Source organism: Brevibacterium sp. HMSC22B09, from assembly GCF_001806795.1.
Classification (GTDB): Bacteria; Actinomycetota; Actinomycetes; order Actinomycetales; family Brevibacteriaceae; genus Brevibacterium; species Brevibacterium ravenspurgense.
The window spans coordinates 1-21,488 of sequence record NZ_KV786001.1 but is presented as its reverse complement, the minus strand read 5'-3'; the positions used below and the strand labels follow the sequence as shown (position 1 = coordinate 21,488).

The following is a 21,488-nucleotide window of genomic DNA, read 5'->3' as shown; positions in this document are numbered from 1 at the left end:
CAGGTCGATGTCGAAGCCGACGGTCTTGCCGTCCTTGACGAACTCAAAGGGTTCGTAGGGGACGGTTGCACAGACGGTGAGTTTGCTGCTTTGGACCAGCCCGCTGTCGTCGGCGTCGCCTCCTCCGCATGCGGTCAAGGTCAGTGCGGTCACGGCGGTCAGTGCGGTGAGGATCTTCTTCACGGCTGCTCCTAGGGGTGCGGGGGCAGGAATCTGCCCGTGGTGGTGCGGGTGGGTGGCCCGAGCCGCCACTAATGAATATGCATTGAGAAGAATAATAACTCATTGCGGGTGAGGTTCTGATCACGCCCCGTGCGGGGCTCGAATTCTCTGCGACACCTGGGTCGAGGTGCCAGGACAGCAAAAAGCCGGGCCCCGGCAGTGCGGGGCCCGGCTTTTCGCGCTGTCAGCTGCTGCTGACCGGATGTATGAAAATTCCGCTCAGTGGCGGTATCCCTCAATCTGCAGGCTGACCTTCGGTGCCAGCACGGAGCCGAGCGCGGTGATCGCAGCGAGCGTCATCAGCATGAGCGGCGCTGGCCACCAGGCTCCGTCCACCATGCCGAGGAACAATGTGGCGAGCATCGGCATGAAGCCTGCCACGATCGCGGCGAGGTTCGAGCACAGCGAAACACCCGAGGTGCGGTATTCGGGCTTGAACAGCGCCGTGATGACCGAGCCGTTGACGGCGTAGGACAGCGACACGCTCGTGATGCCCGCGGCAACACCGCAGATGACGAGAACGGAGATCTTGGTTTCGATCAGCCAGAACATGGGGAAGGCGAACGCCATGGTGAGCAGGCCGCCGATGAGCGAGGCGCGTGCCGAGCCGATCTTCTCGCCCACGCGGCCGTAGAGGATCATGACGACGATCTGCAGGACAGCGCCGATCATGGTTGCTGCGAGCATGAGGTTGGCCGGAAGCCCCAGGAAGTTCTTCCCGTAGGACACCGCGAACGTCGTCACGACGAAGAAGCCCGCCACACCCAGCAGAGTGGTCATGAAGCCCACGATGATGCCCAGCGGTGCTTCCTTCAGCAGCTTGAAGAACGGAACCGATTCCTTTTCGCCTTCGGCAATGAGCTTCTGGAACTCAGGGGTTTCATCCAGGTGCCGGCGGATGAAGAGAGCCACGAGCAGCAGCGGGATGGCAGCGAGGAACGGGATGCGCCAGCCCCAGGCATCGAAGCTTTCCGGCGGCAGCAGCACGCCGATGACGAAGAATGCGCCGGAGGACAGGATGGTGCCGATGGGCGAGCCGACCTGCGGCATGACGGCGTAGCGTGCGCGCTTCTCCGGTGGAGCGGATTCAACTGCCGCCGTGACGGCTGAGCCCCATTCACCGCCGACGGCGAGTCCCTGAACAATACGCAGCACGATCAGCAGGGTGGGTGCCCACACGCCGATCGTGGCGAATGTGGGCAGGACGCCGATGAGCCCGGTGGCCACGCCGATGCCGGTGACGGTGATGATGAGGACGAGTTTGCGGCCGGCCTTGTCAGCCAGGTGACCGAAGATGATGCCGCCGATGGGGCGGGCGATGAAGCCCACGGCCATGGTTCCGAAGGAGGCCAGCAGAGCGGTGACCTTGTCGTCGGAGGCGAAGAAGTGGATGTTGAAGACAATGGCCGCGGCCGTGGAGAACAGGAAGAAGTCGTACCACTCCATGGCGGTGCCGACGAGGGCCGCGGTTGCGGCCCTGCGTGCCGTTCTTTCCTGTTGTTCCGGTGTCATTGAGGAAATTGCGGCGGTTCGCATATTGCCGCCTGACGGCTGAGTGGTGCTCACAGAGCCTCCCGGTGTGCAGCGCCGACTGTGGCGCGGACTACAGATTGGCTCCTCAGCCTAAACTCTCAGCCTGCTCACGCCAAGTTCACCCGCCGCGCACAGAAACACCGGCAGGTAGGAGGGCTCAAACGCAGTCGGGGCTGCAGAACCCGCTGGTTCTGAAGCCCCGATCGTCTCAGACGCGCTGATCAGTCGGTGATGATCACATCGAGAGTGCGCGGTCCGTGCACGCCGGCCACGCGCTGGAACTCAATGTCGACACTCGCGGACGGACCCGAAACCCACGTCTGCGGGGAGGTGGTCAGCCCTCGTTCTTCGAGCACGGCAACGCCCTCGGGGACGATTGTGCAGATGTCTTTCTTCTTGAGCACGATGATGTGGTGATCGGGTACCAGCGTGATTGCGCGGCGGCCGGTGTGCTCACCAGCCAGGCAGATGGTGCCGGTGTCGGCAATTGCGACCGTCGCACCCGTGACTACCGCATCGACCGAGTCGAGCTCGTCAATCGACAGCGGCTCGTCCCGCGAGTCCTGAAAAACCTTTGCATCGGTCTTGTCAGTCCAACCGGAGTTGAGATCGTGCGGAACGACGATGCTGGCAGCATCCCCCAGCAGTTCGGCGACCTTCTGCGGCACCTGCTCGGCCGGCACCTCGTGAACCCCGGCGTCGTAGTCAACCAGGCGGTCGGTGAGAAGCTCGATGCGCTCAGCCTCGCCAGTCTCTGCCGTCACCCGGTAATCGCGCGGAATGTCCGAGCTGCTGACGGGTTCGGTGTTGCCCTCCGTGACGGGCCGGCCGAGCGCTGAGGCCAGACGGTCGAGGATTGCGTGCTTGGCGGTCATGCGTTGTCTCCTCGCTCTTTCTTCCACCATTCGCGGAACGACTGCTTGGGCGGAGTGGGAATGGTGCGCGAGTGCGTCCACTTGCCGGCGACACCGGGCAGTGCCTTCACTCCGGCCTTGGGCGAGACGAGGTTCGCCAGCGGCAGGGCCTTCTGCGCTTTGCCGAAGCGGTCGCCATCGCTCATGAGCCAGCTGGCCGCACTGAGAGCGGCATCGAGCTGGTTGGTGGGCACCTTGACCGGCTTCTTCTTTTCCTTTGCCTCGACGTCCTGATTGCGCAGGCGCACCAGGTGCTCGGGGATGTTGATCTTCACGGGGCAGGCGTCGTAGCAGGCCCCGCACAGGCTCGAGGCGTAGGGCAAGGAGCCGTTGGCCGCCTCCTCGACACCCGTCAGAAGCGGGGTGAGGATCGCGCCGATCGGGCCGGGGTAGACCGAACCGTAGGCGTGGCCGCCGGTGCGTTCATAGACGGGGCAGACGTTCATGCACGCCGAGCAGCGAATGCAGTGAAGCGCTTCGCGGCTGTCTTCGTCAGACAGAACGCGCGAACGCCCGTTGTCCAGCAGGATCACGTGGACGTTCTGCGGGCCGTCGCCGTCCGTGCGGCCCGTCCACAGCGACGAGTACGGGTTCATGCGCTCACCGGTGGAGGACCGGGGGAGCAGCTGCATGAAAACGCTGAGGTCGTCGAAGCTCGGCAGGAGCTTTTCGATTCCCATCACCGTGATTAGGGTTTCCGGCAGGGTCAGGCACATGCGGCCGTTGCCCTCGGATTCGACAACCGAAAGCGTGCCGGTTTCGGCAATGCCGAAGTTTGCTCCGGAGATCGCCACCTTGGTTTCGAGGAACTTGCGGCGCAGGTGCTTCCGCGCGGCTTCCGCGAGGTCTTCCGGGTTGTTCGACAGGTCGTCTGGAACATCCGGCATGCCGCGCTTGAAGATTTCGCGGATCTCATTGCGATTGCGGTGAATGGCCGGCACCAGGATGTGGCTGGGCCGGTCGTCACCCAACTGGACGATGAGCTCGGCCAGGTCAGTTTCGAGAGCGTCAATGTCGTGCTCGGCAAGGTACTCGTTGAGGCCGATTTCCTGCGTGGCCATCGACTTGACCTTGATGACCTCACGGCGACCGTCTTCAAGCACGGGAGCGTTTTCAACGACGAGCTCTTCGACGATCTTGTTGGCCTCATCGGCATCACGGGCCCAGTGGACCGTGCCGCCGGCGGCAGTGAAGGCCTCCTCGAACTGCTGCAGCAGCTCGGGCAGGTTCGCCATGACGTGGGCCTTGGTTGCCGAACCGGCATCGCGCAGGGCCTCCCAGTCCGGCATTTCATTGATCCGGAGGTTCCGCTTGTGGCGGATGGTTCCGGTGGCGTTGGTCAGCGAAGCGCGCAGCTGCGCGTTAGTCAGTTCGTGTTCAGCCACCTGCGGAAACGGGGTGGCCTCCGTGAGGAAGCCCTTGCCCGGCGGTGGAACGGATGGGATGCCGAGGAATGTCTGAGTCATCGCAGGGAACCTCCTGTGACCATGCTGCGGTCGAGCACGAGCGGATTGTCCTTTGTCGAGGCGAGAATGCGGGCCATGTGCACGGTCGCGGGAGGTTCGCCCATGGCCGGCATGAGCTCCTCCTGCCGCTGCAGGCCGCCCCCGATGTGCATGAGGCAACTGGCATCGCCGCCGGAGCACACCGAAGCGCCGGTCGAGACGAGGGCTTCGACCTTGTCCTGGAGCATCGCGGTGGACACCTGCGGGTTCTTCACGGAGAACGTGCCGCCGAAGCCGCAGCACGAGTCTTGGTTCTGCGGCGCAACGACGGTCGCGCCCTCCACGGTCGAAAGCAGACGCTCCTGCCGGTCGCCCAAGCGCAGCAGGCGCATACCGTGGCACGACGGGTGGTAGGCGATGGTGTGCGGGAAATACGAACCGAGATCCTCAGCCGAGTTCGTCACCCCGGCAACATCCGTGAGGAACTGCGCGAGTTCAAGAGTGCGCCCGGCGATGTCGTCAGCGCGGGACTTGAGGGATTCGTCGTTCTGCGATTCGGCGATCATCCCGTGCTGGTGGCCCAGGGACGCCACGCAGGAACCCGACGGGGCGACCGCCCAGTCCCATTCTTCTGATTCAAAGGCTTCGACGTGGTTCTTCACGACCGGGTAGGCCTGGGCGAAAGCACCGGAGTTGATGTGCATCTGCCCGCAGCAGGCCTGCTTGCGGGGAAAGATCACGGTGTGGCCCAAACGCTCCAGGATCGCGACGGTTGCTTTCGCCGTCTCCGGGTACATCGCGTCCACAATGCATGTGGCGAACAGGGCAATCCGCATGGCTGCTCCTCTCGTATTCGGCAGCGCGCGGCATGGCACTGCTCACAGTTTCAGGGTAGCTGAATCACAGCGACAGCACTTGGCGTGAAGCGCGTGATCTGCGATGCAGGGCAATTGCGGTCAGAAGCAGGGCCAAGCCGACCGTGTTGAGCCCGATGCCGACAACAGCGGGGGCCCGCAGGCCGTACCCGGCGGCCAGAACAATTCCGCCGAGCCACGCGCCTGCCGCATTTGCGGTATTGAACGCGGCGTGGTTCATAGCTGCTGACAGGTTCGGGGCATCGTGTGAGTCGCGCAGCAGTCGCATCTGCAGGGCGGTGACGAAAACAGACCCGGAGATTCCCAGTGTGAACACGCACAGGAAAAGCATCACGGGAAGGTGAGCCGTGAACGCGAAGACAACCAGGGAAGACCCCATGAGAGAGGCCCCGGTGACGGCGCCTCGTTCGATAGAGGCATCAGCCAAAGGCCCCGCAACCATCTGGCCGACCGTCATGCCTGCCCCGTATGTCACAAGGATCCACGGCACGGCCGAACCGGGAAGGTGCGCCAGGTCTGTGACGACGGGTGCGATGTAGGTGTAGACGGCGAACATGCCGCCGAATCCGACTGCTCCGGCCAGCAGGGTGAGGATGACCTGCGGGTTCGCCAGGGAGCGCACCTCACCGCGGACCGACGGCGGGACCGTCGGCTGCACCGCGGGGACGATGAGGATGATTGCCACGACGGTAACTGCGCCAATCGCGGCAATCAGCAGATAGGCGAGTCGCCAGTCGAGGTGGGACCCAACAGCGGTTGCCGCGGGAACACCGAGGATTGCGGCAACTGTGAGCCCCAAACCGACGGCGGCCATGGCGCGAGCGCGTCTTCCCTCCTGGACGATTCCGGCAGCGGCAACCGCGGCCAGGCCGAAATAGGCTCCGTGCGGCAGACCCGTGAAGAAGCGGGCCGCCAGCAGGGCCGGGAGGCTGGGAGCCGCCGCGACTGCGACATTGCCGAGGGTGAAGATGCCGGCCAGGACCACCAGCAGCATTTTGCGGTTGAGCTTCGCCCCGAGAGCAGTGATGATCGGGGCGCCGATGACAACACCGAGCGCGTAGAGGGTGACAGCGGAACCGGCGTGGGTGATCGACGTCGAAAACGCTTCCGCAATGTTCGGAAGCAAGCCCATGGTTGCGAATTCCGTTGTCCCAATGCCGAAGGTGCCGACCGCCAGAGCGGTGATGGCCGCGATGATTCTTCCGCGCGAGTGCTGCTGGGGCATGCTGGTTATTATGGCTCAGTGCCGAATTCTGCTGAAAACCCAGTGTCATCGCCGGTTTTTCCCGCCCCGGTGCGCCACCGCTGGTACGAAAACATGCTGGGATTCATCACCGGCAGCTACCTGACGTCGATCGGTCTGGCCATTCTGCACTCAGCGCAGGCGGTCACCGGCGGGACGGCTGGTCTGGCGCTGCTCGTCAGCTATGTCGTCGACCTGCCCATCGGTGTGCTTTTCCCGCTGGTCAACCTGCCGTTCTTCGCACTGGCCATCTGGAAGAAGGGGTGGGGGTTCACCCTGCGGACCCTTCTGGCAGTGTCGGTTGTCGGTGTGCTGGCTGATTTCAACGAGGCGATGCTCGGCCTTCACGACCTCCCGATTCTCTACGGGGTGCCCACCGGCAGTGTGATTGCGGGTGTCGGCATTCTCATTCTGTTCCGCCACGGAGCATCTTTGGGCGGATTCAATATTCTGGCGCTCATCCTGCAGGAACGGGCTGGGCTCAACGCCGGTTCGGTCCTCATGGCGCTCGACGCCGTCATCGTGTTGGCGTCGTTCTTCGTCAGCCCGTGGCAGACGGTGCTGGTCTCCGTCATCGGCGTTGTTGTGCTCAACATAGTGCTCGCCGTCAACCACAAGCCCGGCCGCTACACCGGATACTGACACGGCGGCAGGCTCGCAGGCTGCTGACCGCTCAGGCGGCGATTGCTTTGAAGACGACCGCCGATGCCGCCGCCAGCAGAGCGCTGGCGGGCATGCCCATAAGCCAGACTGATATCACGAACACCAGGGTGCGCAGGCGGTTTCTGGTGCGCCAGCTGATTCTGCTGCGGGGAGTTGCCAGCCCTGCACCGATGTTGGTGCCGACCACCAGAAAGCTCATGGAGATCGGCACGCGGAGTACGAAAGACGCCAGGTAGGACAGCACGGCAGCGACCATGGTCGAGGTGCCGGCGCCGACCGGGTCGAGGGTCGACAGGCGCCTTGAGACGGTGTCTGCAACACGCCACCCGGACAGGAGCGTGCCGCCGGCAATCGCCAGGGCCACAGTCACGATGATGATCCACAGAACATAGTCCGGCAGCTGATCCATATCGGTGCCACCGCGTGAAGAGAGCCAGGCGGCAATGAAGACGGCGCCGATTTTCTGCGCGTCCTGCGAACCGTGGGCGACAGACAGGGCGGCTGTTCCCACGGCTGTACCCTGACGGAACACTCGGTAAACGGGCTTCGGTGAACGGTTGAGCAGAAACGGCATCAGCAGGGTGAGCGCAAGCCACGCGATGAAAAGCGCGGCAATCGGACTGATGGCCAGGCGGAACAGCGAATCCGTGACCAGGTCCGCGTTGATCGGCTGAGCCCCGTAGATGAAACCGGCTCCCAGCAGACCGCCGAAAAGACAGTGCGTGGCTGAAATCGGGACCGCAAGAAAATACGTCGAGGTGTTGATGACCAAAGCTGCGAACAAGCCCGGAATCAGGATGAGCAGAAGATCGTGTCCCAGGGTGTCCACGGTGAGCAGGTGACCCGTCAGCGCCAGAAGGAGCCCCTGCCCCAGCAGCGCGCCGATGAAGTTGAATACCGCACACATGAGGAGAGCCTGGCGGGGGCGCAGCGTGCGCGTGGCCACCGCATTGCCCACCTGCACACCGGCATCGTGGAAGCCGTTGGAAACACCGAAAGCCAAGCACAGAAGGCCGGCGGCCAGAAGCAGAGGGTCCACGGTCAGGATTCCGTCAGAGCAATCTCTGCCACGATGCGGCCGACCTCCTGGAAAGCATTGCAGGTGTCCCGGAACGTCAGACTCAGCTGGATAGCGGCGCTGAGGTACACGGATCCTTTGCGCGAAGCCGGCACGGTGTCCGACAGCTGCTGGCGCAGAGCCAGCGCGCGCTTGGACAGGGTGTGCACCGACGCCGTGTACTCCCACTGGTCGAATTTGGCCGGCAGCCGCTGCGTCATGCGCTTGGTGTTGTCCGCGTAGTTCGACAGCAGGGCAAGCATTTCCAATGCGCCCGCTGGGAGCTCTTCAAAAGCAGATGATGTCAGGGCGAAGCCCACCGAGCGCAGTTCGTAGCAGCAATCGCGCATAGCGGCGGCCAGCCGGTACAGCAGCGCGCGGTCGATCGGCGTGAGGTAGGACTCGCGCAGAGCGCGCGTCAGCGCATCGAAGTGATCGTCGGCGTTGCCCGCGATGATTTCGAGCTGTGCTTGTGCTTCGCGACGATGTGGGGCGTCAACGCCGGAAAGTTCAGCCAGGACGAGGTTGGCTTCCTGCATGGCGGAAGACAGTTGGGCGAGCAGATCAAAGAAAACTGCGCTCGCGGCCTTTCGGGGCATGTCCTGTCCTCGTCTATTCAACACATAGGGGGGGTGGTGTCGGGCCGAGTGCGCCTCTCGGCGGAAGGCCGCTCGAAGCGGCAAATGTTGGAGCCCGGGGCATCTGGCGGCCCGACACCGGTGCTCCGAAGAGCACACCTCCACTGTAAGCGACCCAGCGGAGCGAAGACCAGCTGTGCGGAGCCGCTAAACCAAACGGCCGCTGCGGAACTCTTCGGCACAGGCGCGCAGGTCGTCGCTCATCTGCGCAAATGACCGCAGACCAGAGTTGTCGGCATCGTCAGCGGCCCGTCCGCGGGTGACAATCGCAACAAAAGCCGCGGCACGTTCGAGCGCGATTGCGAAGTCCCCGCGAAACGCCCCGCGCATGATGTCGTCGACAACATCGGCCAGCTCTTCCGGGGTGGGCATGGGAGGGGTTCCCGCGATCACCTCGGCCACCGTGGAACCCCCGTCAGCAAGACCAGTGCGGTACCAGCGGGAGGCCTCGGCGCCTCGGCGGCGGATCCAGGTGCGCAACACGTACAGGCGCCACAGTGCGCCCGGCAAGGAAACTGCAGGGGACCGCGCCCACAGCTGCGCAATCTGCTCCAGACCGTGCTCGTCAGCCAAGCGGACAAAGCGCTCGGTGCTTGCAGAATCCCGCGTGCGGGAGGGATCGGTGATCACCATGCCCGCAAGCTCGTGGGCAAGCTCGGACTGTTCGGCCGGGCCGGGGCGCAAATCGGTGCCATCGAGGTTCGGGCGGCGCACGGGTTTGTGGAACCGGCGTTCGGAGCTCATGGATTCCAGTCTAAGGAGCCGCACAGAACCGCCTACTACAGTGGGGTTCGTGTCTAAGACAAGCAAAGCGCTCAAGGGCGCACAGAAGGCCGCGGGCTTTGCCGTGCGCCGCGACGGAACCCTTCAGCCGGCCGTGGAAGTTTCGCTGAGCAAACTGCTGAGCGTGCAGCGGCCCATGGTGCTGGCCTACCTGCGGACCATGCGCAGGCGCAATCCGGACGCATCCCCGCAGGAACTGGCCGACATCATCGGCAAGCACTACCGCAACGTGGCCATGGGCTCCGGAGCTGCCGTCGGCGCTGTTGCTGTTTTCCCGGGTTTGGGCACAACCGCCGCCCTGGGGGTTTCGGCTGCCGAAACAGCCGGGTTCCTCGAAGCGTCCGCGCTGTACGCGCAGGCTATGGCCGAACTGCACGGAATGACGATTGTCGACCGCCCCCGCGCCAACGCTCTGGTGCTGGGCCTCATGCTGGGCAAGGCCGGACGCAAACTGGTTCGCCAATTCTCAGAAGACGCCGGGGTCGCCGGCCAGACGAACGTCGAGCGCACCGGACGGGCGTGGGCGTCGATGGTCACGCAGTCCATCCCGTCGAACCTGCTGAACTCACTCATCAAGAAGATGCGCGACGAGATGATCAAGCGCTACAGCACGAAGACGATCGGCTCGACCATCGGTCGGATTCTGCCGTTCGGGCTGGGTGCGGCCGTCGGCATCATGGTGAACCGGTCAATGGCGAACGTCGTCATCAAAAGCGCCTCGAGTGCCTTCGGCGACATGCCGGACGACTTCATTGCCGAAACCGACCCTCGGATCACCAGCCTGCGCGAAGACCGGAAGATTTTGAGCTCACTCAAGAAGCTGGGTGCGCTCGTGGGGCGCCGTAAGAAGTCCGACGATGGCTCCGGTGACTCGGCCGATTCTGCTGCTTCGGGTGAGCTCAGCATGGTCGATGACATTGCCGAGCTTGATGAAGGTGCGAGTGACGACGCGGAGGCTGAAGCTGCGAGCGTCGCGTCTGGCACTGCCGATGACGGGCCTCGCACACACCGCGGCTGACGGCCAAGCCAGATTTGCGGTTTAATGCCGTTTCACGCGTTAATACGCCGCATTACAGCGCAAATCTGCATTAAAGCGTGAGTCTGGAAGCGAAGGGCTGCAACGGCGAAGAGCTGGCACAAGCGGCGACGGGGCAACCAGCGGCGATGGGCTGCCGCCGGCGCATTGGATACAGTCGCTTCCATGACTGGACCAAGGCCTGCCCGCACCGCCGCCGCGTGGATGACCGCGGTGGGTCTGCTGGCAATCTCACTCAATCTGCGCGCCGCCGTGTCCTCAATTGGGCCGGTGATTGACGACATCCGCGCTGACCTTGGCTTTTCTGCTGCCGCGGCGTCGCTTCTGACCACGATTCCCGTCGTTGCCTTCGGCATCTTCGCCTTTGCGGTGCCTGGGCTGTCGAAGCGTTTGGGGATGCACCGACTCCTGGGCCTCGTTCTGGTGGTCCTGGCCGCGGGCATTCTTCTTCGCAGCGTGCCGGGGCTCGCCCTGCTGTTCCTCGGCACGTGCCTCGTAGGTGCTGCCATCGCGGTGGGCAACGTAGTCATTCCGGCTGTCATCAAAAGTGATTTCGCCGCAAAGTCCGGGCTCATGATGGGCCTGTACTCCACATTCATCGGCATCGGCGCGTCACTCGGCGCGGGACTGACCGTGCCGCTGCGGGACAGTTTCGGTGGCAGCTGGCGCTGGGCGCTGGCCGCGTGGGCCGGCCTGGCCGTATTCGCGTTGCTGACCTGGGTTCCCCAGATAATCCGGCGAGGTGCCGGAACCAAACCCGGTGGCACCTCGGCAGACGAGGTGGGGCTGGGGGAGGTCCGCATCAGCGGCCCCCGCGCAGTGAAGGTGAGCGCGGGAATGCGCCAGCTGCTGACCGACCCGGTTGCGATCGCGGTGACGCTGACAATGGGCATTCAGTCGATGACGTACTACGCGTCGCTCACGTGGGTGCCGTCGATCTTCATGGCCGCGGGAATGCCTGCGGACAAAGCCGGGTGGATGGTGGCGTTTACCGTGTTCCCGGCAACTGTCACTTCGCTGCTGGCGCCGGTGTTCGCCCAGCGGGTTCGACCCACGTGGCTGCCGATGCTGATTGTGGTCGGGCTGGGCATAAGCAGTTGTGTGGGGATGCTGACTGCTCCGCTGGCCGCACCCTACGTGTGGATGACGTTGCTGGGCTTTGCCCAGGGTGCGCAGCTGGCACTGAGCTTGAGCTTCATTGTGTGGCGCTCGCCTTCGGTGCCGATGACGGCGAAGGTGTCGACGATGGCGCAGGGCTTCGGCTACATTCTGGCAGCCGCCGGTCCGATTGGAATGGGTGCCCTGCACTCTTTCAGCGGAGGGTGGACCGTGCCGATCATCGCTTTGCTGTGCGTGTACGCCGTGCTGTTTGCGGTGTCAGTGCTGGCGGCCAGGGACGGCTTCGTGCTGGGCCGCGCAGGCAGGGAGGTCGTCGCTGACTGAAGGGTGCGCTGTGCCGACGGTTGTGCGCATTCGTCGGGATACCCCAGATTTGCGCTTAAATGCAGATTCACGCGCAAATGCGGCGCATTAAAGCGTGAATCTGCATTTGCGCGTGACTCTGGCACGGCGCTCACATGCCGCTGAAGTCCGGGCGGCGCTTTTCCATGAACGCGGCAAAGGCTTCACGTGCGGCCGGTTCGTGGAGCATGGCGCTGAAAGTCTGAGCTTCGTCGTCAATGCGCTCAAGAATCTCCTTGCGCAGCGCTTCCGGGCGCAGCAGCTCCTTCGTCACGCGCAGCGACTTTGCGGGTTTGGCCGCAAGCTTCGCCGCGGTTTCCTGCGCCTTCGGGAGCACCTCGTCAGGTTCGAGAACAGCGTTGACGAGCCCCGCCTCGTAAGCCAGTTGGGGAGAGAACGGCTCGCCCAGCATGAGCAGCTCAGCCGCGCGGGCATGCCCGACGACTTTGGGAAGCAGCAGGGACGATGCGGCTTCCGGGCACAGCCCCAGGTTGACGAACGGCAGGCTGAGCTTCGCGTTGGTTCCGGCGTACACCAGGTCGCAGTGCAGAAGCATGGTGGTGCCGATGCCGACGGCCGGTCCGCACACGGCTGCGACCAGCGGCTTGGGGAACACGGCAAGAGTGTGGAGGAAGCGGAACACGGGCCGCGAAAGGCCCGCCTCGGCAGGTGTGTTCTGGAAATCGCCGAGGTCGTTGCCCGCACTGAAAACGCGTTCGCTGCCCTGGACGACGACCACGCGAACATCGCTGTTGTCGACTGCGGCTTCAAGTGCGTCGGCCAGCGCGGTGTACATATCGTTCGTCAGCGCGTTCTTTTTGTCTTCGCGGTTGATGGTGATGGTCAGCACCCCGGCGTCGACGGCGGTCAGAACTTCGCTCATAATCTCTCCTGAAAGTCTGTGGCTGGTGTCACTGTAGCGAATTCTGGCTGCTGTGACGCTTTGCCTGCGCGAATTGTTGCGCTTGATTGCAGACGCAGGCGCCGTTGCTCTTGATTGCAGGCGCAGGCGCAGGCGCCGCAGCGGGTTTTATTGCATGCGGGTTTTATTGCATTCAGCGACATGTGCGGCCGAATCCAACTGGTTGGAACCGTATAGTTGAGGCTCGGATCATTGGGTCTGTCGACCGTGCCGCTGCGATTGCGGTGGCCGGGGGGCGACGTGAAGGGAAGGGGTCCGGTGGAACGACCTGCTGTCAGTCGCAGAGCTGTCCTTGGCGCCGGTGCGCTCGCCGCCTTGGGCCTCGGCGGCAGTCTTGCCGGCTGTTCTCCGCTGATTCCTGACGGCGGTCTGCGCCCCGACGGCACGGTGCGGGTGTCGCACTACCTCACGCCCAGCTACACGGACCTTGAGCCGTCCATTGCGCAGTTCGCGAAGAACGTCGACGCGCGCTTGGGGGAGGGAACCGCTGATGTTTACGGCGCCGGCACGCTGCTGAACTCCGATCAGACCCTCAATGGTCTGCTGCGTGCCGTTGCGGATGTTGCCATGCAGACGTCAAGTTTTGTGTCGACGAGCTTCCCGATTCTGGGGGCTATTGAACTTCCCTTCAGCGGTGCGGACTATCCGACGCTGAAAGAGGCTGTGAGCCCGCATTCGGACTTGCGCAAGACCTTCAATGCGGAGTTTGCCAAGAAGGGCGTCATGAGTGTGGGCACCATCATGTGTCCCACCGAATGGATCTACACCGTCAACCGTCCGGTGACGAAGCCGGAGGATATTCGGGGTCTGCGCATTCGCGTGTCCGGCCACGTGGAGGGTGCGATGCTCAAGGCCCTTGGCGCCGCACCCGTCGCCCTGTCGTCAGCCGAGGTCTACGAAGCGCTGGAGCGCGGCACGGTCGATGGGATGGTGTCCTATCCCGGCACTGTTGTGTCCCGGTCACTGCAGGATGTTCTTCGCTATGCCACGATCGGCCATTTTGGTGCGTACACCTATGATGCCTACGCCAACCTCGACTGGTTCAACCGTGTGCCGCAGGAGGTGCGCGAGGCCGTGCACGACTCTGGTCGCGTGTTCTCGGTTGACGGCACGAAGCTGGCCAAAGACGTGCAGGATGACGAGTACATGCCGGTTTTCGAAAGCTCGGGCATTGAGCTCATTGAGCTTGATAAGAGTCAGACTCGTCAGTTCCGCAATGCGACGAAATGGGTTGAGGACTGGTGGAGGAACAAGGTCGGCGATGACGATCTTGCCGATCGTGCGCTGGAGCAGGTGAGGAACCCGTGACAGTGCTGTCGAAGATCGCCCACGCCCTGCGCATGCTGGCCGGTGTCATTGTTGTGGTGTTGGTGCTCATCACCGGCTATGACGTCATTATGCGCTATGTTTTCGCTCTGCCTTTGGACTGGTCGATCACCATCAGTTCGGTGGGGCTCATTGCGATCATCATGTTGGCAATCCCTGACGTCGCGCTTCGCGGTGAGCACATTGCGATGGATCTCTTCTACCGCCAGTTCAGCCCGCGTGTGCAGAAGATTGCCGATGCAGTTGTCGCTGCAGCCGCCTTCGCCGTGTGTCTGACAGCGGGTGTGGTGTCGCTGAACACGTTCGCGTCGTTCTTCGGTGCACAGATCCAAACGGCCGGCAATTTCAATATTCCGGTGTGGATTCACTACTTCCTGGTGGCGTTCGGCTTCCTCACGTCAGCCGTCACGATTCCTCTGCAGTACGTCCTGCGGACTCGCGAGGTGGATGGCCGGTGAACGCTGTCATCGTCTGTTTTGCGCTGCTCGTCTTGGCAGTTCTCATTGCGCTGCGCGCCCCGATCTTTGTGGCGCTGTCGGCGTCGGGGATCATTGGTCTGCTTCTGTTGGAGGGCCCGCGCGGTCTGGAGCAGGTGCCGATCGCCTTTGTCTCCCAGCTGGAAAGCTATTCGCTGGTTGCTGCCCCCATGTACATCCTCATGGGGGAAATCCTGGCCGTCGGCGGTTTGGGCCGGGCGTTCTTCCGTTTTGCCCATGCGTGGCTGGGCAGGCTGCCCGGCGGTCTGGGTGTGGCTTCGGTCGGTTCGTCGACGGTTTTCGGTGCGATGTCGGGCGTGTCCCTGTCTTCGGTTGCCGTGGTCGGTCGTATGGCCGTGCCGGAAATGCTTGAGCGCGGTTACCGGCCGTCCTTTGCGACGGGGTCGGTTGTCGCTTCGGGTGCTCTGGCGATGCTCATACCGCCCAGCCTGATGTTCATTCTGTACTCGTCGATTTCCGGTGTGGGCATTGGCGAGCTGTTTGCGGGCGGTCTTGTGCCCGGTTTTCTCTTGGCGACTCTCATGGCTCTGTACGTCATGATCACCGCGCTGGTCCGCCCGGATATTGCTCCGCGCACGGAAGCCAAAGTGGCGCTGGGGGAGAAGCTGGCGGCGACGAAGAAGGTCCTGCCCTCGCTCGTGCTCATTGTGCTGGTTCTGGGCTCCATCTACACCGGCATCGCCACGGCGACGGAGGCCGCCGCGGTCGGTGTCATCGGCGCGATTGTGGTCGTCGGTGTTTTTGAGCGCCAGCTGTCGTGGGCGAACATCAAGAAGATCCTCGCCGAGACCACGCAGATTTCGGCCGGCCTGCTCATCATCGTCGGTGCGGCGTTTGTGTTTTCGCAGATGCTGGTGCTGGTTCGCTTTGCCGAGCACGTTACCGAGTGGGCGGGTGCGCTCACTGTCCCGTCGTGGGTCGTTGCCGTTCTTCTGCTGCTGGTCGTGATGGGGCTGGGCTGCCTGGTCGATGCGGCTTCACTGCTGCTGGTGACCACCCCGATTCTGCTGCCGATCTTCACGGCACTGGGCTACGACCCGCTGTGGTTGGGCGTCATTCTGGTTGTTGTGCTCGAAACCGCGGTCATCACCCCGCCGGTGGGACTGAACCTGTATGCCATGAAATCAGTGATGCCGCAGTTGGCGATCCAGGACATCATCCGAGGTGCGGTGCCGTATCTGTTGATCGAACTTGCCCTCATGGTTGTCATGATCTTTGTGCCGGAGATCGCCACCTGGTTCCCGGGAATCATCTCGGTCAAATAATCGGCTGATATTCAGCATCTGTTCATCTTCCTCTATACTTGTGGCCGAATTGCGGCGCTGATCACATTTCGGCAGCGCCGCCGGAGGCTTATCCGCGTCTGCGAACCCCGCTCGCGGGATGCGGCGGTTGAGCCTGTACCTGACCCTCACGGAGGTTGAATTGAAGAGCAATCGGAAACTGCTGGCGGCTCTGTCGCTGGTGACCACGGCCGCGCTGGGCCTCACCGCCTGCGGCGGTGGCGGCGACAATGGTGCCGCCGGCGGCGGTGACTCATCGGCAGTCATCACCACCAACGGAACTGAACCGCAGAACCCGCTGATCCCCACCAACACCACCGAAGTCGGCGGCGGCAAGATCATCGACCTGGTGTTCTCCGGGCTGACCTCGTTCGACGAAAACGGCGAAGTCCGCATGGACCAGGCCGAATCGGTCGAACCGAACGACGACGCTACCGTGTGGACCGTCAAGCTGAAGGAAGACGCGAAGTTCACCGACGGCACCCCCGTCACCGCTGACTCCTACATCAACGCCTGGAACTACGGCGCTGACCCCGCAAACGCACAGGGCGGCCAGTACTTCTTCGAAAACATCAAGGGCTACTCGGCAGACAAGGACGGTGCTGAACTCACCGGTCTGGAAAAGAAGTCGGACACCGAGTTCACTGTCACCCTCAACAGCCCGGAAGCTGACTTCGCCAAGCGCGTCGGCTACTCGGCATTCGTGCCGATGACCGACGATGCTCTGAAGGACACCAAGAAGTTCGGCGAATCGCCCGTCGGCAACGGCCCGTACAAGCTGGAAGCCGAGGACTCCTGGGTCCACAAGCAGGGCATCAAGCTGGTCAAGAACGAGGACTACTCCGGTCCGCGCGAAGCCAAGAACGGCGGCGTGGAGATCAAGTTCTACGAATCGCAGAAGACCGCCTACCCTGACGTTCAGTCGGGCAACCTCGACATCCTCGACCAGGTTGACCCGTCGAACTTCCAGACCTACGAGGGCGACTTCCCGGAAACTCACGTCAACCAGGCTGCCGCGATCGTCCAGACCATGACGATCCCCACCTACCTCGACCACTTCAAGATGGACGAGGAAGGCAAGCTGCGCCGCCAGGCCATTTCGATGGCTCTTGACCGCGACCAGATCACCGACAAGATCTTCCAGGGCACCCGCACCCCGGCTAAGGACTTCACTTCGCCGACCCTCGAAGGATGGGACGACTGGGGTCAGAACATCGACGGCAACGAAGTGACCGAGTTCAATGCCGAAAAGGCAAAGGAACTGTGGGAGAAGGCTGACGAAATCAGCAAGTACGACGGCACCTTCACGATTGCCTACAACAACGACGGCGGTCACGAAGAGTGGGTCACCGCCGCAGCGAACTCGATCGCCAAAACCCTCGACATCAAGGCCGAAGGCCAGGCCTACCCGTCGTTCGCCGAACTGCTTGACGATCAGGAGCAGGACAAGATGACCGGTGCCTTCCGCTCCGGATGGCAGGCCGACTTCCCGGCGCAGGTCAACTTCCTCGCTCCGCTGTACCAGAGTGGGGCCGGTTCGAACTACGGTCGCTACTCGTCGAAGGAATTCGATGAGGCGCTCAAGGCCGGTTCGTCCGAAGCTGATGCTGACAAGGCAGCTGAGAAGTTCGCCGAAGCACAGGGCATCCTCATGAAGGACCTGCCGGTTGTGCCGCTGTGGTACCAGAACGTCAACGGCGTGTGGAACGACCAGGTGCAGAACGTAAAGTTCGGCTGGAACTCCGTCCCGCTGTACGACCAGGTCACCAAGGGCTGACCGCCATCACAGATGACTGACTGAATACCGCGGAGTGCAAGTTTATGCACTCCGCGGTATTCTTCGGTCTTGATCCCCGGCCGCGGAAAGCCCGCGGTGCTTTAGAAAACCGAAACGAACAGAGGCTCCTATGCTCTGGTACATCGGCCGAAGGCTGCTCCAGCTGATTCCCGTCTTCTTCGGAGCGACCTTTCTGATCTACCTCATGGTGTTCGCACTCCCCGGCGACCCAATCGCTGCGCTCTTCGGCGGCAAAACACCGCCGCCGGCTGTTATCGATGCCCTCCGCGCGCAGTACAACCTCGACAAACCGTTCATCGTCCAGTACCTCATCTGGGTCGGCGGCGTGTTCACCGGCGACTTCGGCATCGCCTACAACGGCCAGGCAGTCAGCGAAATCATGGCCCGCGCCTTCCCGCTGACCGCGAAGCTGGCGATTCTGGCGCTTGTCTTCGAAGCCATCATCGGCATCACGGTCGGCCTTGTGGCCGGTCTGCGCAAGGGCGGTGTGTTCGACACGGTATCGCTCATTGTTTCGTTGCTTCTCATCTCAGTGCCGACGTTCGTCGTCGGCTTCCTCATCCAGTACATCTTCGGTGTTGAGCTGCGACTGATTCCGACTTCGGTGTCGGCCAACGCGGGCATTTCGGCGTACATCGCGCCCGCATTTGTTCTTGCATCAGTGTCGATCGCGAACATTCTGCGCCTGACCCGCTCATCCGTTGCCGAAAACATGGGCGCTGACTTCGTCCGCACGGCTTCCGCCAAGGGGCTGTCGCGCGGACGCGTCATCCGGGTGCACATTCTGCGCAACTCGCTCATCCCGGTTGTGACCTACCTGGGAATTGACCTCGGCGCACTGATGGTCGGTGCGATCGTCACAGAAGGCATCTTCAATATCCCCGGCGTCGGCGGCACCGTCTACCAGGCGGTGATCCGCGGTGAAGGTCCGACCGTCGTGTCGTTCGTCGCGGTGATGGTCATCATCTTCATGTTGGCCAACCTCCTGGTCGACATTCTCTACGCTGTCCTCGACCCGCGTATTCGCTACGGGAAGTGACTCATGAAACGCTATGTAGCTCCCATTGAAGAAACACCTCTCGCAGCTGTCGACGAGGTCGACGTTTCGACGAAGCCCACGAGCATCTGGGGTGACGCGTGGCGCGATATGCGCAAACGCTGGCTCACCTGGGTGTGCCTGGCACTCGTCGGACTCGTGGTGTTCGCCGCGCTCTTCCCGCAGCTGCTCACATCGGGCGACCCTTCCGGTGCGGCCTGCGACCTCGGCAAATCGCTCAACAAAGCTGAGCCCGGCCACCCCTTCGGCTTCGACCGTCAGGGCTGTGACGTCTACACCCGCGTGGTCTACGGCACTCGCGCATCGCTGGCGGTCGGCCTGCTGTCGACCGGACTGGCAACGCTGCTGGGCGGCATCATCGGTGCGGCCGCCGGCTACTTCGGCGGTTGGCTCGACTCCGTCGTGTCCCGCATCGGCGATATCTTCTTCGCCATCCCGTCGGTGCTCGGCGCTATCGTCATGATGCAGGTTGCCCCGTTCGGCCGCGGCATCTGGACGCTGTCGCTGACCCTCGCGGTGTTCGGCTGGCCGCAGGTTGCCCGCATCATGCGCGGTGCCGTGCTCACGGTCAAACAGTCTGACTTCGTGACAGCGGGAATCGCGCTCGGCGTTTCACGCACCAAGAACCTCATCCGCCACGTCATTCCGAACTCGCTGGCGCCGGTCATCGTCATCGCGACAGTGTCGCTCGGCACGTACATCGTGGCCGAAGCAACCCTGTCGTTCCTCGGTGTCGGATTGCCGCCGTCGGTCATTTCGTGGGGCTATGACATTTCGACCGCACAGAACGTCATCCGCACCGCGCCCGGCCTGCTGTTCTACCCGGCCGCGGCTCTTGCCCTGACCGTTCTTGCGTTCCTGCTGCTGGGCGACATCGTCCGCGACGCACTCGACCCGAAAGCGAGGACCCGCCGATGACGAAAGCCAACCAGCACACAGACAAGACCGCAGCAGCAGCAGCGAAAACAACGGCACCCGCCGGCGCCTCGGCAGATGCTGCCCCGCTGCTGGACGTGAAAGACCTCGAAGTCACGTTCTCGACCCTTGCCGGTCCGGTCAACGCCGTGCGCGGTGTGAGCTTCGAACTGGGCCGCGGCGAGAACCTGGCGATCGTCGGCGAATCCGGGTCCGGAAAATCGACCGCCGTGACCGCAATCCTCGGCCTGCTGGCCGAGAACGGCAAGGTCACCGGCGGGCACGCCCTGTTCAAGGGCAAGGACCTCACGAAGCTGTCGCGCCGGGAAATCGAAGACGTTCGCGGTAAGGAAATCGGCTACGTCCCGCAGGACCCGATGTCGAACCTCAACCCGGTGTGGAGCATCGGCTTCCAGGTGCGCGAAACCATCGAAGCGAACACACCGCTGCGCGGCAAAGAAGCGGAAGCGCGTGCAATCGAGGCGCTCAAGGAGGCCGGTCTGCCGGACCCGGGCAGCCGACTCAAGCAGTTCCCGCACCAGTTCTCCGGCGGTATGCGCCAGCGTGTGCTCATCGGCATCGGCATGGCGGCCCGCCCGGATCTGCTGGTAGCAGACGAGCCCACCTCGGCGCTCGATGTCACGGTCCAGCGGAAGATCCTCGACCACATCGACACCCTGACCCAGGAGCACGGCACCTCGGTCATCTTCATCACCCACGACCTCGGCCTGGCTGCTGAGCGCGCCAAGAAGCTCGTGGTGATGTACAAGGGCCAGGTGGTCGAGTACGGCGATTCGCAGGAGATCCTGCAGGACCCCCAGCACCCGTACACCAAGCGGCTCGTGGGCGCGGCACCCTCTCTGGCATCGCGCCGCATCCAGGCGGTCATGGAAGGCGATTCGCAGGCGGCCTCGGCTTCCGACCAGGCTCTGCTGGAACGCGAAAAGGCCTCCGCTTCTGATGCCGGAGACGCTCCGCTCATTGAGGTCAAGAACGTCACCAAGGTCTACAAGATCCGCCAGAAAGGCTTGAAGACCACCGACTTCAAGGCCGTTGACGATGTCAGCTTCTCCATCCCCAAGGGCAGCACCTTAGGGATTGTGGGCGAGTCCGGTTCCGGAAAGTCGACGATCGCGAAGATGTTCCTCAAACTTGAGGACATCACATCCGGTTCGATGATGTTCGACGGCGAGGACGTTGCCACCTGGCCCAAACGTCGTCTGCTGGAGTTCCGCCGTCGCGTGCAGCCGGTATTCCAGGACCCCTACGGAACCCTGGACCCCATGCGCTCAATCGGCACGTCGATTGCCGAGCCGCTTGTCACCCACAAGATCGGCAATCCGCGCACCCGGCATGCCATGGTCGAGGAGCTGCTGAACCAGGTGTCGCTGCCGAAGGCTACGGCCAACCGCTATCCGGGCGAACTGTCCGGCGGTCAGCGTCAGCGCATTGCGATTGCCCGCGCGTTGGCTCTTAAGCCCGAGGTTCTTGTGTTGGACGAGGCCGTTTCGGCCCTCGACGTTCTGGTGCAGGGGCAGGTGCTTGATCTGCTGGCACAGCTGCAGCGTGAACTGGGTCTGACCTACATGTTCATCACCCACGACCTCGCGGTTGTGCGGATGGTCGCCGACCACGTGGCTGTTATGCGCGATGGCCGCCTGGTTGAGCAGGCCACAACGGACGAGGTGTTCGACAGCCCCCGCGAGCAGTACACGAAGGATCTTCTCGACGCCATCCCGGGAGGCAAGTTCCTGCTGGGACTGTGACCCGGTTTCGGGCTGAAGAAACACACGAGGTGCCGGTGCAGAATTCTGCACCGG

General features: G+C 63.1%; 19 protein-coding genes and 1 pseudogene. 10 read left to right on the top strand and 10 right to left on the bottom strand.

The window, feature by feature from the left end; all coding sequences use genetic code 11:
- The 6 genes and pseudogenes from HMPREF3087_RS10685 to HMPREF3087_RS01980 form a co-directional block, all read right to left on the bottom strand.
- Window positions 1–183, bottom strand: a pseudogene (locus HMPREF3087_RS10685) (amino acid ABC transporter substrate-binding protein); the annotation flags it as partial.
- A gap of 258 nt (window positions 184–441) precedes the next feature.
- A complete protein-coding gene (locus HMPREF3087_RS02000) occupies window positions 442–1,734 on the bottom strand; it encodes an MFS transporter (RefSeq protein WP_083271981.1) in 1,293 nt (430 codons plus the stop codon).
- A gap of 242 nt (window positions 1,735–1,976) precedes the next feature.
- A complete protein-coding gene (locus tag HMPREF3087_RS01995) occupies window positions 1,977–2,630 on the bottom strand; it encodes a LutC/YkgG family protein (RefSeq protein ID WP_070427864.1) in 654 nt (217 codons plus the stop codon).
- Window positions 2,627–4,135 carry a lactate utilization protein B gene (locus tag HMPREF3087_RS01990; RefSeq protein WP_070427863.1) on the bottom strand — a complete coding sequence of 503 codons (1,509 nt, stop codon included), beginning with the start codon at window positions 4,133–4,135 and terminating at the stop codon, window positions 2,627–2,629. Before HMPREF3087_RS01990 ends, HMPREF3087_RS01995 begins: the two co-directional genes overlap by 4 nt.
- Window positions 4,132–4,950 (bottom strand): (Fe-S)-binding protein, encoded by an 819-nt coding sequence (locus tag HMPREF3087_RS01985; RefSeq protein WP_062020651.1) that lies wholly within the window; start codon window positions 4,948–4,950, stop codon window positions 4,132–4,134. Before HMPREF3087_RS01985 ends, HMPREF3087_RS01990 begins: the two co-directional genes overlap by 4 nt.
- Window positions 4,951–5,014: 64 nt before the next feature.
- Window positions 5,015–6,214, bottom strand: a complete 1,200-nt coding sequence (locus HMPREF3087_RS01980; RefSeq protein WP_070427862.1) for an MFS transporter — start codon at window positions 6,212–6,214, stop codon at window positions 5,015–5,017.
- Window positions 6,215–6,232: 18 nt separating this feature from the next.
- Here HMPREF3087_RS01980 and HMPREF3087_RS01975 point away from each other — a divergent pair, with 18 nt between their 5' ends.
- A complete protein-coding gene (locus HMPREF3087_RS01975; protein WP_070427861.1) occupies window positions 6,233–6,874 on the top strand; it encodes a YitT family protein in 642 nt (213 codons plus the stop codon).
- A 31-nt stretch (window positions 6,875–6,905) separates the two neighbouring features.
- On the opposite strand, the gene HMPREF3087_RS01970 is transcribed toward HMPREF3087_RS01975, so the two are convergent.
- The 3 genes from HMPREF3087_RS01970 to HMPREF3087_RS01960 form a co-directional block, all read right to left on the bottom strand.
- Window positions 6,906–7,934 (bottom strand): inorganic phosphate transporter, encoded by a 1,029-nt coding sequence (locus HMPREF3087_RS01970; protein WP_176744993.1) that lies wholly within the window; start codon window positions 7,932–7,934, stop codon window positions 6,906–6,908.
- 2 nt (window positions 7,935–7,936) lie between these two features.
- Window positions 7,937–8,551, bottom strand: coding sequence for a DUF47 domain-containing protein (locus HMPREF3087_RS01965; RefSeq protein ID WP_070427860.1), 615 nt, complete (start codon window positions 8,549–8,551; stop codon window positions 7,937–7,939).
- A 186-nt stretch (window positions 8,552–8,737) separates the two neighbouring features.
- The gene (locus HMPREF3087_RS01960) at window positions 8,738–9,334 is read right to left on the bottom strand and encodes a hypothetical protein (RefSeq protein WP_256173010.1); all 597 of its coding nucleotides are present in this window, start codon (window positions 9,332–9,334) and stop codon (window positions 8,738–8,740) included.
- 49 nt (window positions 9,335–9,383) lie between these two features.
- Between HMPREF3087_RS01960 and HMPREF3087_RS01955 the strand changes: the two genes are divergently transcribed.
- Both HMPREF3087_RS01955 and HMPREF3087_RS01950 read left to right on the top strand, forming a co-directional pair.
- Window positions 9,384–10,391, top strand: a complete 1,008-nt coding sequence (locus tag HMPREF3087_RS01955; RefSeq protein WP_070427868.1) for a hypothetical protein — start codon at window positions 9,384–9,386, stop codon at window positions 10,389–10,391.
- Window positions 10,392–10,574: 183 nt separating this feature from the next.
- Window positions 10,575–11,852: an MFS transporter gene (locus HMPREF3087_RS01950; RefSeq protein ID WP_070427859.1), complete on the top strand. Its 1,278-nt coding sequence runs from the start codon at window positions 10,575–10,577 to the stop codon at window positions 11,850–11,852.
- Window positions 11,853–11,982: 130 nt separating this feature from the next.
- Here HMPREF3087_RS01950 and HMPREF3087_RS01945 read toward each other — a convergent pair whose 3' ends face one another.
- Window positions 11,983–12,753, bottom strand: a complete 771-nt coding sequence (locus HMPREF3087_RS01945; protein ID WP_070427858.1) for an enoyl-CoA hydratase — start codon at window positions 12,751–12,753, stop codon at window positions 11,983–11,985.
- 297 nt (window positions 12,754–13,050) lie between these two features.
- Here HMPREF3087_RS01945 and HMPREF3087_RS01940 point away from each other — a divergent pair, with 297 nt between their 5' ends.
- The 7 genes from HMPREF3087_RS01940 to HMPREF3087_RS01910 all read left to right on the top strand — a co-directional run bounded on the left by HMPREF3087_RS01940 (window position 13,051) and on the right by HMPREF3087_RS01910 (window position 21,434).
- Entirely contained in the window at window positions 13,051–14,100 is a 1,050-nt protein-coding gene (locus HMPREF3087_RS01940; RefSeq protein ID WP_070427857.1) for a TRAP transporter substrate-binding protein, read from the top strand.
- A complete protein-coding gene (locus HMPREF3087_RS01935) occupies window positions 14,097–14,576 on the top strand; it encodes a TRAP transporter small permease (protein WP_070427856.1) in 480 nt (159 codons plus the stop codon). Before HMPREF3087_RS01940 ends, HMPREF3087_RS01935 begins: the two co-directional genes overlap by 4 nt.
- A complete protein-coding gene (locus tag HMPREF3087_RS01930; protein WP_070427855.1) occupies window positions 14,573–15,880 on the top strand; it encodes a TRAP transporter large permease in 1,308 nt (435 codons plus the stop codon). The genes HMPREF3087_RS01935 and HMPREF3087_RS01930 overlap by 4 nt, the downstream gene beginning before the upstream one ends.
- A 160-nt stretch (window positions 15,881–16,040) precedes the next feature.
- Window positions 16,041–17,675, top strand: coding sequence for a peptide ABC transporter substrate-binding protein (locus HMPREF3087_RS01925; RefSeq protein WP_070427867.1), 1,635 nt, complete (start codon window positions 16,041–16,043; stop codon window positions 17,673–17,675).
- Between the two features lie 130 nt (window positions 17,676–17,805).
- Window positions 17,806–18,735: an ABC transporter permease gene (locus HMPREF3087_RS01920; RefSeq protein ID WP_061941671.1), complete on the top strand. Its 930-nt coding sequence runs from the start codon at window positions 17,806–17,808 to the stop codon at window positions 18,733–18,735.
- 3 nt (window positions 18,736–18,738) lie between these two features.
- On the top strand, window positions 18,739–19,671 hold the full coding sequence (locus HMPREF3087_RS01915) for an ABC transporter permease (RefSeq protein ID WP_070427854.1): 933 nt from the start codon (window positions 18,739–18,741) through the stop codon (window positions 19,669–19,671).
- Window positions 19,668–21,434, top strand: coding sequence for a dipeptide ABC transporter ATP-binding protein (locus tag HMPREF3087_RS01910; protein WP_083271974.1), 1,767 nt, complete (start codon window positions 19,668–19,670; stop codon window positions 21,432–21,434). Before HMPREF3087_RS01915 ends, HMPREF3087_RS01910 begins: the two co-directional genes overlap by 4 nt.
- Window positions 21,435–21,488: the final 54 nt, after the last annotated feature.